General features: G+C 44.4%; 1 protein-coding gene. It reads right to left on the minus strand.

Going from position 1 to position 279, the window contains the following annotated elements:
- A partial coding sequence (locus HC176_RS19405) for a GSCFA domain-containing protein (RefSeq protein ID WP_167920590.1) occupies positions 1-279 on the minus strand: 279 nt, incomplete at both ends.

The raw sequence follows: 279 nt of genomic DNA on the forward strand, positions 1-279 counted from the left end.
CAAAAGCCCTTTTTGAATGGTATCCACCTCTTTCATAACCGCGGAAGCTTCTGAAGCTATCCACGCCTCCTGAAACTTCTGCCATATATAATCCACAGCTGTCTGATTGGGATGCACCATGTCTTCTGCATAAAACCTGTAGTCCCGAAGTTCATCCATCATGATCTCATAAGCCGGAAAATAAGCGCAATTTTCTTCTGAAGCCACTATTTCCTGAACCGCAGTGATCAGCTTCGCCTTACTCCATTGATTCTCTACATATCCGTCTTTCAAGTGCCT

This window comes from Tamlana crocina (assembly GCF_012037625.1).